Source organism: Paucibacter sediminis (assembly GCF_030254645.1).
Classification (GTDB): Bacteria; Pseudomonadota; Gammaproteobacteria; order Burkholderiales; family Burkholderiaceae_C; genus Paucibacter_B; species Paucibacter_B sediminis.
Map to the genome: position 1 here is coordinate 2017707 of NZ_CP116346.1, position 14905 is coordinate 2032611.

The 14905-nt window shown below is 68.8% G+C and carries 13 protein-coding genes; 10 read left to right on the top strand and 3 right to left on the bottom strand.

Translation table 11 applies throughout. The features are described 5' to 3' along the window. Positions 1-259 precede the first annotated feature (259 nt). The 3 genes from PFX98_RS09180 to PFX98_RS09190 are packed head-to-tail and all read left to right on the top strand — an operon-like array spanning position 260 to position 2928. Positions 260-973, top strand: a complete 714-nt coding sequence (locus PFX98_RS09180) for a TorF family putative porin (protein ID WP_285234896.1) — start codon at positions 260-262, stop codon at positions 971-973. 22 nt (positions 974-995) lie between these two features. Continuing rightward, positions 996-1334 (top strand): P-II family nitrogen regulator, encoded by a 339-nt coding sequence (gene glnK / locus PFX98_RS09185; RefSeq protein ID WP_285234897.1) that lies wholly within the window; start codon positions 996-998, stop codon positions 1332-1334. A 58-nt stretch (positions 1335-1392) separates the two neighbouring features. Next, the gene (locus PFX98_RS09190; protein WP_285234898.1) at positions 1393-2928 is read left to right on the top strand and encodes an ammonium transporter; all 1536 of its coding nucleotides are present in this window, start codon (positions 1393-1395) and stop codon (positions 2926-2928) included. A 75-nt stretch (positions 2929-3003) separates the two neighbouring features. Here PFX98_RS09190 and PFX98_RS09195 read toward each other — a convergent pair whose 3' ends face one another. Further along, entirely contained in the window at positions 3004-3384 is a 381-nt protein-coding gene (locus PFX98_RS09195) for a response regulator transcription factor (RefSeq protein WP_285234899.1), read from the bottom strand. Positions 3385-3511: 127 nt separating this feature from the next. Here PFX98_RS09195 and gshA point away from each other — a divergent pair, with 127 nt between their 5' ends. Further along, entirely contained in the window at positions 3512-4807 is a 1296-nt protein-coding gene (gene gshA / locus PFX98_RS09200) for a glutamate--cysteine ligase (protein ID WP_285234900.1), read from the top strand. A gap of 142 nt (positions 4808-4949) precedes the next feature. Then, entirely contained in the window at positions 4950-6833 is a 1884-nt protein-coding gene (locus PFX98_RS09205; RefSeq protein WP_285234901.1) for a potassium transporter Kup, read from the top strand. Between the two features lie 264 nt (positions 6834-7097). Here the strand turns inward: PFX98_RS09205 and PFX98_RS09210 are convergent, their stop codons facing one another. Beyond that, a complete protein-coding gene (locus PFX98_RS09210; protein ID WP_285234902.1) occupies positions 7098-7880 on the bottom strand; it encodes a class II glutamine amidotransferase in 783 nt (260 codons plus the stop codon). A gap of 288 nt (positions 7881-8168) precedes the next feature. Here PFX98_RS09210 and PFX98_RS09215 point away from each other — a divergent pair, with 288 nt between their 5' ends. The 3 genes from PFX98_RS09215 to PFX98_RS09225 are packed head-to-tail and all read left to right on the top strand — an operon-like array spanning position 8169 to position 12449. After that, positions 8169-9335: a benzoate/H(+) symporter BenE family transporter gene (locus PFX98_RS09215; protein ID WP_285234903.1), complete on the top strand. Its 1167-nt coding sequence runs from the start codon at positions 8169-8171 to the stop codon at positions 9333-9335. 22 nt (positions 9336-9357) lie between these two features. Then, the gene (gene gshB / locus PFX98_RS09220; protein ID WP_285234904.1) at positions 9358-10302 is read left to right on the top strand and encodes a glutathione synthase; all 945 of its coding nucleotides are present in this window, start codon (positions 9358-9360) and stop codon (positions 10300-10302) included. 2 nt (positions 10303-10304) lie between these two features. Continuing rightward, positions 10305-12449, top strand: coding sequence for an FUSC family protein (locus PFX98_RS09225; protein ID WP_285234905.1), 2145 nt, complete (start codon positions 10305-10307; stop codon positions 12447-12449). On the opposite strand, the gene PFX98_RS09230 is transcribed toward PFX98_RS09225, so the two are convergent. Next, positions 12450-12857 (bottom strand): CBS domain-containing protein, encoded by a 408-nt coding sequence (locus tag PFX98_RS09230; protein ID WP_285234906.1) that lies wholly within the window; start codon positions 12855-12857, stop codon positions 12450-12452. It lies immediately after the preceding gene. A 93-nt stretch (positions 12858-12950) separates the two neighbouring features. Between PFX98_RS09230 and PFX98_RS09235 the strand changes: the two genes are divergently transcribed. Further along, entirely contained in the window at positions 12951-14057 is a 1107-nt protein-coding gene (locus PFX98_RS09235) for an S-(hydroxymethyl)glutathione dehydrogenase/class III alcohol dehydrogenase (RefSeq protein WP_285235561.1), read from the top strand. A 1-nt stretch (position 14058) separates the two neighbouring features. Next, positions 14059-14898 carry an S-formylglutathione hydrolase gene (gene fghA, locus PFX98_RS09240; protein ID WP_285234907.1) on the top strand — a complete coding sequence of 280 codons (840 nt, stop codon included), beginning with the start codon at positions 14059-14061 and terminating at the stop codon, positions 14896-14898. Positions 14899-14905 lie beyond the last annotated feature (7 nt).

The window sequence follows — 14905 nt, forward strand, 5'->3', positions numbered from 1 at the left end:
GTGGCTGTCCTCCCCTGGCGCCGATTGTGCCGTTGCCGCTGCCCGCGTGCGCGTTGCGCACGGTTTCGGGGCGCGCACCAGAACGGCGCCAGGCGCTTTCTGACCCAGCTTGGTGCGGTTTGAGCCCATGCCGGGCCTGTTGGGGCCCCGATGCCCCAGGGAAAGCCGCGCATGAGGTCCGAAATGGGGCTGGCACGGAAGCTGCAAACAGGGGGGGTGAAACCGTTTCTGCCCGTCTTCCACCCTTAGGAGTTCCGCGATGAAGTCGATCTACGCCGCAATTGCCATCAGCCTGCTCGCTCCGGCCATGCCGGTGCTGGCTGATGAGCCGGCCAGCCCCCTGTCGTTCAACGCCAGCGTGACCACGGACTATCGCTACCGCGGCATTTCGCAGACCCGCCTCAAGCCCGCCCTGCAGGGCGGCGCCGACTATGCCTCCGCCAGCGGCTTCTACATCGGCACCTGGGCCTCCACCATCAAGTGGATCAAGGACGCCGGCGGCGACAGCAATGTCGAGCTGGACGTCTACGGCGGCTACAAGACCGAGATCAGTGCCGGCCTGACCCTGGATGTCGGCGCCCTGCAATACGTCTACTCGGGCAACAAGCTCAGCCCCAGCGCCAACACCACCGAGCTCTATGCCGCGCTGACGTTCGGCCCGGTGACCGCCAAGTACTCGCACAGCACCAGCAATCTGTTCGGCTTTCCCGACTCCAAGGGCAGCGGCTATCTGGACCTGAGCGGCACCTTCGACCTGGGCGAGGGCTTCACCCTGACCCCGCATGTGGGCCACCAAAAGGTGCGCCATCTGGGCTCGGCCTCCTACACCGACTACTCGCTCACCGTGAACAAGGACTACGCCGGCTTCACCTTCGGCCTGGCCGCGGTGGGCACCGACAACGACAGCTACATCGGCGCCGGCAAGAACCTGGGCAAGAACGGCCTGGTGCTGTCGGTCAAGAAGACCTTCTGATTGAACCTGAGGAGACCTCACCATGAAACTCATCACCGCAGTCATCAAGCCCTTCAAGCTTGATGAGGTCCGCGAGGCGCTCAGCGCCATCGGCGTGCAGGGCCTGACCGTCACGGAAGTGAAGGGCTTCGGCCGCCAGAAGGGCCATACCGAGCTCTACCGTGGCGCCGAATACGTGGTCGACTTCCTGCCCAAGGTCAAGGTCGAGGCCGCCGTGGCCGATGCGGTGGTGGAGCAGGTGATCGAGGCGATCGAGAAGTCCGCCCGCACCGGCAAGATCGGCGACGGCAAGATCTTCGTCTCGCCGCTCGACCAGGTGGTGCGCATCCGCACCGGTGAGACCGGCCAGGACGCGCTCTAAGCGCCCACTGCCCGCTCTGCTCGCACACAGCACTTCCCCCTTCCGGAGACCCCCGATCATGAAGAAACTGCTTGCCTGTCTGGCCCTGGCCGCCGCGGCGCTAGCGCCCAGCGCCTGGGCACAAGACGCTGCCGGCGCCGCTTCGGCGCCCGCCGCTACCGCCGCCGTTGCCGCGGCACCCGAGGCGGCCTCGGCCGCGGCGCCCGCACCTGCTGCTTCTGCCCCCGCGGAGGCCGCCTCGGCCCCGGCCGCGGCACCCGTGCCCAACAAGGGCGATACCACCTGGATGATGGTCTCGACCCTGCTGGTCATCATGATGACGGTGCCAGGTCTTGCGCTGTTCTACGGCGGCCTGGTGCGCAGCAAGAACATGCTGTCGGTGCTGATGCAGGTGATGGTCACCTTCTCGATGATCGTGGTGCTGTGGGTGCTGTATGGCTACAGCATCGCCTTCACCGAGGGCAACGCCTTCTTCGGCGGGCTGGACCGGCTCTTCATGAAGGGCATCTGGGACAACGCGGCCGGCACCTTCGCCAACGCCGCCACCTTCAGCAAGGGCGTCGTCATCCCCGAGATCGTGTTCGCGGCCTTCCAGGCGACCTTCGCTGGCATCACCGCCTGCCTGATCGTCGGCGCCTTCGCCGAGCGTGCCAAGTTCTCCGCCGTGCTGCTCTTCATGGCCCTGTGGTTCACCTTCAGCTACCTGCCGATCGCCCACATGGTCTGGTTCTGGATGGGCCCGGATGCCTACAGCGCCGCCAGCGTCGTTGACGAGATGAATGGCAAGGCCGGCCTGCTGTGGCAATGGGGCGCGCTGGACTTCGCCGGCGGCACCGTGGTGCACATCAACGCAGCCGTCGCCGGCCTGGTGGGCGCCTACTTCGTGGGCAAGCGCATCGGCTACGGCAAGGAAAGCTTCACCCCGCACAGCCTGACGCTGACCATGGTGGGTGCCTCGCTGCTGTGGGTGGGCTGGTTCGGCTTCAACGCCGGCTCGGCACTCGAAGCCAACGGCTTCGCCGCCCTGGCCTTCATCAACACCTTCGTCGCCACCGCCGCCGCGGTGCTGGCCTGGAGCGTGGGTGAGGCGCTGCACAAGGGCAAGGCCTCCATGCTGGGTGCCGCCTCGGGCGCCGTCGCCGGCCTGGTGGCCATCACCCCTGCGGCCGGCAACGTCGGCGTGGGCGGTGCGCTGATCATCGGCGTGATCGCCGGCTTCGCCTGCCTGTGGGGCGTGTCGGGTCTGAAGAAGCTGCTGGGTGCGGACGACTCGCTGGACGTGTTCGGTGTGCACGGCGTCGGCGGCATCGTCGGTGCCCTGCTGACCGGCGTGTTCAACTCGCCCAATCTGGGTGGCCCCAGCGCCGTGGGCGACTGGGTCACCGCCAGCATGATCACCGGCGACGCCTACTCGATCGGCGCCCAGGTGCTGACCCAGGCCAAGGCCGTGGGCGTGACCGTGGTCTGGTCGGGCATCGTCTCGGTGATCGCCTACAAGATCGTCGATCTGGTGATCGGCCTGCGCGTCACCGAAGAGGAAGAGCGCGAGGGTCTGGACATCAGCGCGCATGGCGAGACGGCCTATCACAAGTAAGCCGGCCAGCAAGCCCGCAAGCGAAAGCCGCCCTCGGGCGGCTTTTCTTTTGCCTGATGCGCTTTCGACGGAGGGTCAGGTCTTGCGGCCGCGCAGCAGAATCCCCAGCAGCTCCAGCAGCTTGGCCGGGCTGAAGGGTTTGGCGAGGAAGAAATTGGCGCCCAGCCCCAGGGCCTCGGCCTTGTCCTGTTCGCTGGCCGCGGCGGTCAGCATGACGATCACGGTGTTGGCGAAGGCGGGGTCGGCGCGCAGTGTCTTGCAGACCTCCAGGCCGTCCATGCCGCCGGGCATCATCACGTCCAGCAGCACCAGGTCCGGGCGCACCGTCTGTGCCAGCTGCAGGCCGAGCGCCCCGTTGGCGGCCTCGTAGATCACGTAGGGGCTGTCCTCCAGCGCCCAACGTACCAGGCGACGGATGTCGGCCTGGTCATCAACGATCAGGATCTTCGGCTTCATGGGGCTCGGGGGGCTGGCATTCACAGCCTCAAGCATATCGCCTGCTCCTGTCTTGGGATTTTCATTTGCGCCCCCATGTGCAGCAGCCTCCTAGAATCGGCCGACGAAGCAACGCTGGCCCCGCATCATGGTTCCCCACCTCATTACCGCACTCACCGGCCCCATCAACGAGCTGGAGCAGCGCGTGCTCGAGTCCATGCCGGCGATCGAGCGTTGGTTCCGCCTTGAGTGGATGGAGCACACGCCGCCCTTCTACAGCTCGGTGGACCTGCGCAATGCCGGCTTCAAGCTGGCGCCGGTGGACACCAATCTGTTCCCGGGCGGCTTCAACAACCTCACCCCCGAGATGCTGCCGCTGGCGGTGCAGGCGGCGATGGCGGCGATCGAGAAGATCTGCCCAGAGGCCAAGAACCTCCTGCTGGTGCCCGAGGGCCATACGCGCAACAGCTTCTATCTCAGCAATGTGGCCACGCTGACGCGCATCTTCACCCAGGCCGGCCTGAACGTGCGCCTGGGCACGCTGGACGAGAGCATCAAGGAGCCCACGGCGCTGGCCCTGCCGGATGGCGGCCAGCTCACCATCGAGCCGCTGGTGCGCAAGCGCGGGCGCCTGGGCCTGAAGGATTTCGACCCCTGCACCATCCTGCTCAACAACGACCTCAGCGCCGGCGTGCCGCGCGTGCTCGAGCATCTGCACGAGCAATACCTGCTGCCGCCCCTGCATGCGGGCTGGGCGCTGCGCCGCAAGAGCAACCATTTCCGCGCCTACGAGGAAGTGGCGAAGAAGTTCGCCAAGCTGCTGGGCATGGACCCCTGGCTGATCAACCCGATGTTCGCGCCGGTGCAGGGCCTGGACTTCAGCACCGGCCAGGGCCTGGATGCGCTGCAAACCCAGGTGGACACCATCCTCAACAAGACGCGCCGCAAGTACAAGGAATACGGCATCCAGGAGAAGCCCTTCGTGGTGGTGAAGCCCGATGCCGGCACCTATGGCATGGGCATCATGACGGTGCGCGATGCCAAGGACCTCGACGAGCTGAGCCGCCGCACCCGCAACAAGATGAGCGTCTGCAAGGACGGCCAGCTGGTCAGCGAGGTGATCGTGCAGGAGGGCGTGGTCACGCACGAGCGCGTGCACGATGCGGTGGCCGAGCCGGTCGTCTACATGATGGACCGCTATGTGGTGGGCGGCTTCTACCGCATCCATGCCGAGCGTGGCGAGGACGAGAACCTCAACGCCCCCGGCGCCAGCTTCGTGCCGCTGGCCTTTGCGCAAAGCTCGCAGCTGCCGCGCCCGGGTGAGAAGCCGGGCGCCAGCGCGCCCAACCGCTTCTACATGTATGGCGTGATCGCGCGCCTGGCCATGCTGGCGGCCAGCTACGAGCTCGAGGTCACCGACCCCGAGGCCGAGGTCTACGCCTGAGCGGCGTCCTTGACATGAAGCCGCGGCGGCGTCAAGCCCGCTGCCCCCTGGGCAGGCGGGGCGCTTGACGCACTGCACAAAGCCGAGCGCACAATAGCGCTTTTGGCTTTCGAGCAGCGTCCTCAGCGCGCTGCGGCACTCTGTGGGTTCTTCTACTGCGGCACGTTCGCCGTCCGCCCTGGCGGGCCTCACGCTCGGGGCATTGGGCGTGGTCTATGGCGACATCGGTACCAGCCCGCTCTACGCGCTGAAGGAAGTCTTCCATGGCGGCCATGTGGCCGCCACCACCGACAACATCCTCGGCGTGCTCTCGCTGATCTTCTGGACGATGACGGTGATCGTCTCCCTGAAGTACGTGCTGCTGATACTGCGCGCCGACAACAACGGTGAAGGCGGCCTGATCGCGATGCTGGCGCTGGCCACCACGGCGGTGAGCGAGCGCCCGCAACTGCGCCGCGTGCTGCTGGTGGTGGGCATGTTCGGCACCGCCATCTTCTATGGCGATGGCGTCATCACCCCGGCGGTGTCGGTGCTGTCGGCGGTGGAGGGCCTGGGCGTGGCCGCGCCGCAGCTGGAAAAATTCGTCGTGCCGCTGACCCTGCTGGTGCTCACCGGCCTGTTCGCGGTGCAGCGCTTCGGCACCAGCGGCATCGGCAAGTTCTTCGGCCCCATCACCCTGGTCTGGTTCTTCGTGCTGATCGCGCTGGGCCTGCCGCACATCATCGAGAACCCCAAGGTGCTGGCGGCCATCAACCCCTGGTATGCCTTCCAGTTCGCCGCCGCCCAGCCGCTGGTGGCCTTCATCTCGCTGGGGGCGGTGGTGCTGTGCGTCACCGGCGGCGAGGCCCTGTATGCCGACCTGGGCCACTTCGGCCCGCTGCCGATCCGGCTGGCCTGGTACGGCATGGTGATGCCGGCCCTGGTGGTCAACTACTTCGGCCAGGGCGCCATGCTGCTGGACGAACCCGAGGCGGTGAGCAACCCCTTCTTCCACATGGCGCCGGACTGGGCCGCGCTGCCGCTGGTGTTCCTGGCCACGGCGGCCACCGTGATCGCCTCGCAGGCCCTCATCACCGCGGCCTTTTCGGTCACCAAGCAGGCGGTGCAGCTGGGCCTGTTGCCGCGCATGCGCATCCTGCACACCTCGGTGCGCGACACCGGCCAGATCTACGTGCCCTTCGTGAACTGGGGCCTGTTCGTCTTCATCGTGCTGGCGGTGGTGCTGTTCGGCTCGTCCTCGCGCCTGGCGGCGGCCTATGGCATCGCGGTGACGCTGGACATGAGCATCACCACCATCATGACCTTCTACGTGATCCGCTACGGCTGGAAGTACCCCTGGGCGCTGTGCTTCGCCGCCACCGGCTTCTTCTTCGTGGTGGACGTCACCTTCTTCGCCTCCAACCTGCTCAAGCTGTTTGCCGGCGGCTGGTTCCCGCTCGTGATCGGCATCGGCATGTTCACGCTGATGCTGACCTGGAAGCAGGGCCGGCGCCAGCTCAGCGACAAGCTGCGCGAGGATGCCATCGACCTGAAGAGCTTCCTCGGTGCGGTGTTCGTCAACCCGCCGCTGCGCGTGCCCGGTTCGGCGGTGTTCCTCTCCTCCGAGCAAGGCATGACCCCGAATGCCCTGCTGCACAACCTCAAGCACAACAAGGTGCTGCACGAGCAGAACCTGTTCGTCACCGTCAAGCACCACGAGGTGCCCTGGATCGGTTTCGACAAGCGCGTGGAAGTGGAGGCGCTGGGCAACGACTGCTGGCAGGTGAGCGTGCACTTCGGCTTCAAGAACGAGCCCGATGTGCCCGAGGCGCTGAAGCTGCTGGAGTCGCGCCATGTGCACCTGGAAGAGATGGAAACCAGCTACTTCCTCTCGCGCGACATCGTCATTCCCACCATCGGTTCGGGCATGGCGCTGTGGCGCGAGAAGCTGTTCGCAAGCATGCACCGCAACGCCGCCGCCGCCGCCGACTTCCTGCACCTGCCGACCAACCGCATCGTCGAGCTCGGCTCCAAGGTCGAGATCTAGGGCCTGTTAACACTACGCCGATGGGCCGCGAAGGCTCGCCTCGGCGGGCCAAGCTAGGCGCAGCGCGCCGCCCGCACTCGCGTGCGGGCCAGCGTTGCAACGACGCGTGGCCCGCCGAGACGAGCCTTCCCGCAGGGTTGTGGCCAGAAAGACCGCAGGCCGCGTTGCAAATCCTCGCCGGGTGTCCAACCCGGCTGCGGTTTGCGCCTTGCCTGCAGCCTTTCTGGCCGACAACGCGACCCATTGGCGTAGTGTTAACAGGCCCTAGGCCGGCACCGCCTGCAGCGCCTCGCTGCTGCGCCGGCCCGCGGCGTCGAAGTGCAGCATCTCTCCCTGCGGGATCAGCTCCCAGCCCTGCGGGTCGCCCTCCAGTGGCTCCGAGGCCACCACCACGCCGGCCGCCGAGCGGTTGACGTAGAGCGTGGGTGCGCGCTTGTCGGTGGCATAGCGGAAGGCCCAGAGCTGGTCGCCATCGGCCAGCGCGGCCGAGAAGCGCAGCGGCTGCTGGATGTGCAGCAGCTGCATCATCGCCTGGGTCTCGCCGAGCACCTGGCTGGTGGCGCGCAGCGCGTCCAGCCCTTCCTCCATGCGCGCGATGATGAGCAGGAACAGCAACTCGGAGTCGGTCGCGCCCTTGCGATGTTCGTAGAGGTGATCGGGGATGCGCGCCTCCATGCGCCGGCGCAGCTGGCCATAGCCGCCGATCTGGCCGTTGTGCATGAAGAGATAGCGGCCGTAATGGAAGGGGTGGCAGTTCTGGCGCGCGATGCCGCCGCCGGTGGCCGCGCGCACATGCGCGAAGAACAGCCGAGAGCGCACATTGGCGCACAGCGCCAGCAGGTTCTCGTCGGACCAGGCCGGCATCACCTCGCGGTAGACGCCCGGCGCCTCGCGCTCGCCATACCAGCCCACGCCGAAGCCGTCGCCATTCGTCACCACCTTGGCTTCCTCGGCGCGCAGCGACTGTCGCACCAGCGAATGCCGGGGGGCGCATACCAACTCGTCCAGGAAGATCGGCGCGCCCAGGTAGGCCAGGAATCTACACATGCTTGTTTATGCAAGGAGGCTGTTAGGCTTTGGGATGGGCTCGCGCCAAAGCGAGTTGCTTGGCCAGCCTAGGCGGCGGTGCCGCCGTGGGATCGGCCCCCACCAGGCACCGGCAACGACGGATGGCCAGGCAAATCGCTTTGGCCCTTCGGGTTGGGTCGCTTAGGGGGCGCATGCGGCGTTGCAAATGCTCGCCGGATGTCCAATCCGGCTGCGCTTTGCGCCTTGCCTTCGCCCCCTAAGCGACCCAACGCGAGCCCATCCCAAAGCCTAACAGCCTCCTCGTCCATGAAAACCTGGCTCAATGATCTCTCAGTCCCATCGGCCGTGGCGGGGTTTGTGGCGGTGCTGGTGGGCTTCACCAGCTCGGTGGCCATCGTATTCCAGGCGGCCCAGGCCCTGGGTGCTACTTCGTCACAGATCACCTCGTGGATGTGGGCCCTGGGCCTGGGCATGGGCATCACCAGCCTCGGGCTGTCGCTGTGGACGCGCCAGCCGGTGCTGACCGCCTGGTCCACGCCCGGCGCGGCGCTGCTGGCCGGCACCGCCGGCATCAGCATGCCCGAGGCCATCGGCGCCTTCATGGTGTGCGGCGCGCTGATCCTGCTGGCCGGCCTCACCAAGGCCTTCGAGCGCGTGATGGATCGCATCCCGGTGGCGGTGGCCTCGGCGCTGCTGGCCGGCGTGCTGGCGCGCTTCGGCCTGGACGCGGTGGCCAGCGTGAAGACCGCCCCCACGCTGGTGCTGGTGATGGCGGCCGTCTACCTGGCCGGGCGGCGCTGGTGGCCGCGCTATGCGGTGCCCGCCGTGCTGCTGGCCGGCGTGGCGGTGGCGGCGGGGCAGGGGCGTTTGCACATGAGCGAGGTGCAGTGGGCCTGGGCCCAGCCGGTCTGGACCAGCCCGCGCTTCAGCATGGCGGCGCTGATCGGCGTGGCGCTGCCGCTCTTTCTCGTCACCATGGCCTCGCAGAACCTGCCCGGCGTGGCGGCCCAGCGCGCCTCGGGCTACCAGACGCCGATCTCGCCCAGCATCAGCACCACCGGCCTGGCGACCCTGCTGCTGGCCCCCTTTGGCGGCTATGCCTTCAACCTCGCGGCCATCACGGCGGCGATCTGCATGGGGCGCGAGGCGCACGAAGACCCGCGGCGCCGCTACACCGCCGCCGCCATGGCCGGCGTGTTCTACATCGCCCTGGGCCTGGCCGGCGGCGCGGTGGTGGGCCTGCTGGCGGCCTTCCCGCGCGAGCTGGTGGCGGCGGTGGCAGGTCTTGCCCTGCTGGGCACCATCGCCGGGGGCCTGGCCGCGGCGCTGAAGGAGGAAAAGCACCGCGATGCCGCCATCCTGACCTTTCTGGTCACGCTCTCGGGGGTGGCCATGCTGGGCATAGGCTCGGCCTTCTGGGGCGTGGTGGCGGGCACGGTTTCTCTTTTGGTGCAACACTTCCGAGGCAAGTAAATCATCCGCAGCCAGAGCCACCATGAAGATCCTGTTCGTCGCCGACCCGCTTGAATCCTTCAAGACCTACAAGGACACCACCTTCGCGATGATGCGCGAGGCCGCCAGGCGTGGCCATGAGCTGTGGGCCTGCGAGCCCGCCGACCTGGTCTGGCGCGCCGGTGGCCGGGTGGTGGCGCGCGCGGCGCGTGCCATCACGCTCACCGGCGATGCGCATGCCTGGTTCAGCGTGGTGGCCACCGCCGAGCTGGCGCTGGCCGATACCCAGGCCGTCATCATGCGCAAGGACCCGCCCTTCGACAGCGAGTATTTCTACGCCACCCATCTGCTGGGCCAGGCCGAGCGCGAGGGCGCGCGCGTCTTCAACAAGCCCGCGGCGCTGCGCGACCATCCCGAGAAGCTCGCCATCCTGGAGTTTCCGCAGTTCATCGCGCCCACCCTGGTGACGCGCAGCGAGGCCGCGATCCGCGCCTTCCATGCCGAGCAGGGCGACGTCATCCTGAAGCCCCTGGACGGCATGGGCGGCATGGGCATCTTCCGCGTGCCGGCCGATGGCCTCAACCTCGGCGCCATCATCGAGACCCTCAACAAGGGCGGCGCCGAGACCGTGATGGTGCAGCGCTACCTGCCCGCCATCAAGGAGGGCGACAAGCGCGTGCTGGTGATCGGGGGGCAGGTCGTGCCCTTCTGCCTGGCGCGCATCCCGCAGGGCGGCGAGGTGCGCGGCAACCTGGCGGCGGGCGGCAAGGGCGTGGCCCAGCCGATCAGCGCGCGCGACCGCGAGATCGCCGAAACCCTGGGTCCGATCCTGGCCGCGCGCGGCCTGCTGTTGGTGGGCCTGGACGTGATCGGCGATTGCCTCACCGAGATCAACGTCACCAGCCCCACCTGCTTCCAGGAGATCACCGACCAGACCGGCTTCGACGTGCCGAAGATGTTTGTCGACGCGCTGGAGCGCAGCCTCTGACGATGATCAGCCGCCTGACGGCCGCCCAGCTCAACGGCCTCACCGTGGCCCTGGGCGTGGCGCTGGTGCAGGCGCTGCTGAGCGCGGTGTTCGGCGCCGACGTGGGCCTGGCGGCGGCCGGCGGCGCGGTCTGCGCCAGCCTCACCGATGTGCCCAACCCGCCCCAGCGGGTGCTGCGGCGCTTGGTCCCCGCGGCCCTGCTGGGGGCGCTGGTGACGCTGGCCGTGGGCCTGCTGCGCGAGTCGCCGCCACTGATGACGGCGCTGATCGCGCTCACCGCCTTCGTCACGCTGATGACGATGGCCTGGGGGCCGCGCGCCGGGCCGCTCTCCTTCTCGGGCGTGCTGGCCCTGGTGTTCGCGATGGCCTGGGAAGACCCGCTGACGCGGCTGGAGGCGCTCCAGCATGCCGGCTGGGTGCTGCTGGGCGCCTCGCTCTATGCCTTGTGGGCGCGCAGCACCGCCTGGCTGCTGCGCCGCCGCTACCGCGATCTGGCGATTGCGGAGGCGATGCGCGCCTGCGCGCGTCGCCTGCATTCGCGCGCCGCCCGCATCGCCGGCGAGGCGTTGGCCGAGGGCCCCAGCATGCGCGCCTCGATCCGCGACGACGTGGCGCTGGCCGATGCCTTGCAGGCCGCGCGCGATCAGGTGTTCGCCGCCCGGCCCTCGGTGCAGAGCCGCCGCCAGGTCGATCTGGTGTTAGGCCTGATCGAGCTGCGCGACCTGCTGCTGGCAAGCCGCCTGGACATCCCGCTGCTGGGCGAGGACGCGGCCGGCCTGGCCTGGCGCGCCGCCCTGGCCATCACCCTGCGCCAGCTGGCCGACGCGCTGGACGGCATGGCCGCCGCGGTGGGGCGAACAGGCGCCGCCTGCCCGGCGATCTCCGCGCAGGGCTGGCGCGACGAGCTGGCCGGGCGCCTGGCCGCCGTGCCCGCCGCAGCCGACGATGCGCGCCACCATCTGCTGGCCGCGCTGCAGTCGCGCCTGGGTCATATGCTGGACGACGTGGCGCAGATGGCCGAGCGCCTGGCCGGGCCCGACCGCGCCGCCACCCTGACGCCCGCGCAGCTGCAGCAGTTCGTCTCGCCCGAGGGCTGGCCGCTGGCGGCGCTGAAGACGCACTGGACCCTGCAGTCCGGCGTGCTGCGCCATGCGCTGCGCGGCACGCTGGCGCTCTCCTGCGCCTATGCGCTGGGCCTGGTGCTGCCCTGGGCGGCGCATCCGCACTGGCTGGTGCTGAGCGTGGCGGTGGTGCTGCGCGGCAATCTGGAGCAGACCCTCGCGCGCCGCAACGAACGCATCATCGGCACCGTGATCGGCTGCCTGCTGGTGCTGGCGCTGGCCCAGGTGCACAGCCATGCCCTGCTGGCCCTGGCCTTCATCGCCGCGGTGGGCACGGCCCATGCCTACGTGAACGTGCGCTACCGCGTGGCCGCCACGGCCGCCACCCTGATGGCCCTGCTGCAGCCGCTGCTGCTGGCGCCCGGCAGCAGCCCGGCGGTGGGCGAGCGGCTGGCGGACACGGTGCTGGGCGCGCTGCTGGCCTGGGCCTTCTGCTTCGTGTTGCCGGCCTGGGAGCGCCGCACCCTGGGCCGGCTGGCGCTGCAGCTGTGCGGCGCCCTGGCGCGCCATGCCGCCAATGTGCTGCGCTGGGCGCCCGGCGTGCATCAGCAGCAGGTGCAGCAGCAGCTGGCGCAGCGCCTGAGCCGCCAGCAGGCCTATGCCGCGCTGGCGGCGCTGGCCGCGGCCGGCCAGCGCACCCGCGTGGAGCCCGAGCATGTGCGCGTGCCCGATGCGCATGTCGAGGCCCTGCTGACGCATGGCTACCGCCTGATGGCCCTGCTGGGCGCCGTGCAGACCCTGCTGAACCGGCGCGCCGAACGCCTGGACGAGGTCGAGGCCAGCCGGGCGCTGCAGCAGACCCTGCAGGCCTGCGTGGGCACGCTCAGGCTGGAGGCCCTGGCAGGGCAAGACCCGACCCCACCGAAGCTGGAAACCACCGAGGACGATTGGCCCGAGCACCGCGCCGACGTCAGCCTCACCCCCTGGCTGCTGCGCCGCCTGCGCCTGTGCGAGCGCGAGGCGCATTGGCTGGCGAGCGCGGTGCGCCAGCTGCGCGCCGATTTGAACGCTGATCCGCGCGCCTGATCAGCGCGGCGCCAGCGCCCGCAGCACGTCGCGCCAGGTGACGATGCCCACCGGCTTGAGGTCCTCCACCACGATGGGCAGGCAGGAGATGCCATGCTCCAGGAACAGTCGGATCGCGTCGCCGACGGGGTCCTCGGGCCGCAGCGTCAGCGGCTTGCGGCTCATCACCTGGTGCACGCGCTTGTTGAGCGTGGCGAGGTCGCGCGTCGTCTCCACCATGGTGCCGACATAGGGGCTGATGGCGCGCAGCAGGTCGCGGTCGGAGACCACGCCGAACAAGCGCCCTTCCTCCACCACCAGCAGATGGTGGAAGCTGGAACTGTCGAAGATCTCCTTCACCGTGGCCAGGCTGTCGTCCAGCTCCACCGTCACCAGGTTGCTGGACATCAGGTCGTGCATGCGCGTCATCTTGTGCTGCTCCCCGCGCCATCCCGCGGCGCGGGCAGATTGTCGCGCGTCCGTTTATGCTGCGCCTCGCATCTTCACTGGAGTAGCCCCATGATCAAGACCCGTGCTGCGGTGGCCTGGAAGGCCGGCGCCCCATTGACCATCGAGACCCTGGAACTGGACGGCCCGCGCGAGGGCGAGGTGCTGGTGGAAGTGAAGGCCACCGGGGTCTGCCATACCGATTACTACACGCTCTCGGGTGCCGATCCCGAGGGCATCTTCCCCGCGGTGCTGGGCCACGAGGGCGCGGGCGTGGTGCTGGAGGTGGGCAAGGGCGTCGGCTGGCTCAAGCCCGGCGACCATGTGATCCCGCTCTACACGCCCGAGTGCCGGCAGTGCAAGTTCTGCCTCTCGCGCAAGACCAATCTCTGCCAGGCGATCCGCAGCACCCAGGGCAAGGGCCTGATGCCGGATGGCAGCGCGCGCTTCTCGCTGAACGGCCAGCCGGTGTTCCACTACATGGGCACCTCCACCTTCTCCAACCACATCGTCGTGCCCGGCATCGCGCTGGCCAAGATCCGCCCGGATGCGCCCTTCGACAAGGTCTGCTACATCGGTTGTGGCGTCACCACCGGCGTGGGTGCGGTGCTGTTCAGCGCCAAGGTGGAGGCGGGTGCGAACGTGGTGGTGTTCGGCCTCGGTGGCATCGGCCTGAACGTGATCCAGGGCGCCAAGATGGTGGGCGCCGACAAGATCATCGGCGTGGACCTGAACCCGGGCCGCGAGGCGCTGGCGCGCCAGTTCGGCATGACCCACTTCATCAACCCCAAGGAGGTGGCGAACGTGGTGGACGAGATCGTGCAGCTCACCGAAGGCGGCGCCGACTACAGCTTCGAATGCATTGGCAACACCAAGGTGATGCGCGATGCGCTCGAGTGCACCCACAAGGGCTGGGGCCGCAGCATCATCATCGGCGTGGCCGAGGCCGGCGCCGAGATCAGCACGCGGCCCTTCCAACTCGTGACCGGCCGCAAGTGGGAGGGTTCGGCCTTCGGCGGCGCGCGCGGCCGCACCGACGTGCCCAAGATCGTCGACTGGTACATGGACGGCAAGCTCAAGATCGACGAGCTCATCACCCACAAGCTGCCGCTGGAACGCATCAACGAGGCCTTCGAGCTGATGAAGCGCGGCGAATCCATCCGCACCGTGGTGGAGTTCTGAGATGGCGGCCGAGCTGCTCAGCGAGCACGCCTGCTTTGGCGGCCGGCAGCGTTTCCTGCGCCATGCCTCGGCCGAGATCGGCCTGCCGATGCGCTACGCGCTCTACCTGCCACCGCGGCCGCGCGCGCTGCTGCTGTATCTGGCCGGCCTCACCTGCACCGAGGAGACCTTTGCCATCAAGGCCGGGGCCCAGCGCCTGGCGGCCGAGCTGGGCCTGGCCCTCTTGACACCCGACACCAGCCCGCGCGGCGCGCAAGCCGCCGGCGAGGATGCGGCCTGGGACTTCGGCGTCGGCGCCGGCTTCTACCTCGACGCCACCCAGCAGCCTTGGGCCAGGCACTGGCGCATGGAAAGCTATCTGATGCGCGAACTGCTGCCGCAGGTGCAGGCCGAGCTGGGCCTGGGGCCCGAGCGCAGCGGCATCTTCGGCCACTCGATGGGCGGCCATGGCGCGCTCACCCTGGCGCTGCGCCACCCGGGCGCGTTCCGCTCACTTTCAGCGTTCGCGCCGATCTGCGCGCCCATGCAATGCCCCTGGGGGCACAAGGCGTTCGGCGGCTACCTGGGCGCCGAGCGCAGCGCCTGGGCGGCGCACGATGCCAGCGCCCTGATGGCGGCGCTGCCGGCCGCGCCCTATCCGGGCGGCATCCTGATCGACCAGGGCTTGAGCGACCAGTTCCTCGCCGAGCAGCTCCATCCGGACGCTTTCGAGGCCGCCTGCGCCGCGGTGGGTCAGCCGCTGCGCCTGCGCCGCCATGCCGGCTACGACCACGGCTACTACTTCATCGCGAGCTTCGTGGACGAGCATTTGCGCCACCACGCGGCCCAGCTGCTGCCCTGAGCCAGCC

Bases quoted from the DNA above. Each gene is read 5' to 3' on its own strand.
- PFX98_RS09180 (WP_285234896.1), top strand. From the start codon at position 260: ATGAAGTCGATCTACGCCGCAATTGCCATCAGCCTGCTCGCTCCGGCC.
- glnK (WP_285234897.1), top strand. From the start codon at position 996: ATGAAACTCATCACCGCAGTCATCAAGCCCTTCAAGCTTGATGAGGTC.
- PFX98_RS09190 (WP_285234898.1), top strand. From the start codon at position 1,393: ATGAAGAAACTGCTTGCCTGTCTGGCCCTGGCCGCCGCGGCGCTAGCG.
- PFX98_RS09195 (WP_285234899.1), bottom strand. From the start codon at position 3,384: ATGAAGCCGAAGATCCTGATCGTTGATGACCAGGCCGACATCCGTCGC.
- gshA (WP_285234900.1), top strand. From the start codon at position 3,512: ATGGTTCCCCACCTCATTACCGCACTCACCGGCCCCATCAACGAGCTG.
- PFX98_RS09210 (WP_285234902.1), bottom strand. From the start codon at position 7,880: ATGTGTAGATTCCTGGCCTACCTGGGCGCGCCGATCTTCCTGGACGAG.
- PFX98_RS09215 (WP_285234903.1), top strand. From the start codon at position 8,169: ATGAAAACCTGGCTCAATGATCTCTCAGTCCCATCGGCCGTGGCGGGG.
- gshB (WP_285234904.1), top strand. From the start codon at position 9,358: ATGAAGATCCTGTTCGTCGCCGACCCGCTTGAATCCTTCAAGACCTAC.
- PFX98_RS09225 (WP_285234905.1), top strand. From the start codon at position 10,305: ATGATCAGCCGCCTGACGGCCGCCCAGCTCAACGGCCTCACCGTGGCC.
- PFX98_RS09230 (WP_285234906.1), bottom strand. From the start codon at position 12,857: ATGACGCGCATGCACGACCTGATGTCCAGCAACCTGGTGACGGTGGAG.
- fghA (WP_285234907.1), top strand. From the start codon at position 14,059: ATGGCGGCCGAGCTGCTCAGCGAGCACGCCTGCTTTGGCGGCCGGCAG.